The sequence below is a fragment of the Kutzneria sp. 744 genome, assembly GCF_000568255.1.
Lineage (GTDB): Bacteria > Actinomycetota > Actinomycetes > Mycobacteriales > Pseudonocardiaceae > Kutzneria.
Genome location: NZ_KK037166.1, coordinates 2,945,591 through 2,946,310 on the forward strand (window position 1 = coordinate 2,945,591; position 720 = coordinate 2,946,310).

Here is a 720-nt window from a genome sequence, read left to right on the forward strand (position 1 = left end):
GGGCGTTGGCCCGGTTGCCGATCAGCGTTCCCAACGCCAGGAACGCCGCCGTGCCCAGCAGGTACGCCGGCAGCCACGACGTCGGCACCAGCACCGCGCCCAGGCTGGCCACCGCCCACGCCCCGTAGATGGCCGTCCCGATGCGGATGGCCGTGGTGCGCCACAGGGTCCGTGTCCAGCGCACCACCAGCGTGCTGAACACCATGCCGCTGACCGTCAGGGCCGTGATCATCGCCCCCGGTATCCACGCCGGCCCGTGCAGCACTTCCGTCACGTACACCGAGCCACCGTCGAGCATGATGTCCACCGGGAACGTCGCGAACGCCGTGACCACGATCAGCACCAGGTAGGGCCGGTTGCGCAGCACGCTCACCGCCGGCTCCCCGTCCTCGTGGCGCTCGTGCGGCACGTGCAGGAACGCCGCCAGCACCGCCGCCGCAACCAGGAACGTCACCCCGTCCAGCGCCACCGCCACCTCGTAACCTCCCCGGCCGAGGCTCGTCAGGCCCGCCACCGCCAGCCCACCCAGGCCGAAGCACAGCCCTCGCACCTGTCCCACCAGGGCAAACGCCGAGTCCTTGCTGCCGTCCCGGACCGTGTCCGCGATCAGGCCGAACACCGAGCTGTAGAACGCCTGCTGCCCCGCCGCCAGCAGCACCGACGCCACCAGCACCAGCACCGCGTTCCCGGCCACCAAGTACACCCCCACCCCGGCGGCCT

General features: G+C 71.8%; 1 protein-coding gene. It reads right to left on the bottom strand.

The features are described from left to right. On the bottom strand, positions 1–694 hold a 694-nt coding region (locus KUTG_RS61175; protein ID WP_369794457.1), incomplete at its 3' end, for an MFS transporter. Between the last annotated feature and the right edge of the window lie 26 nt (positions 695–720).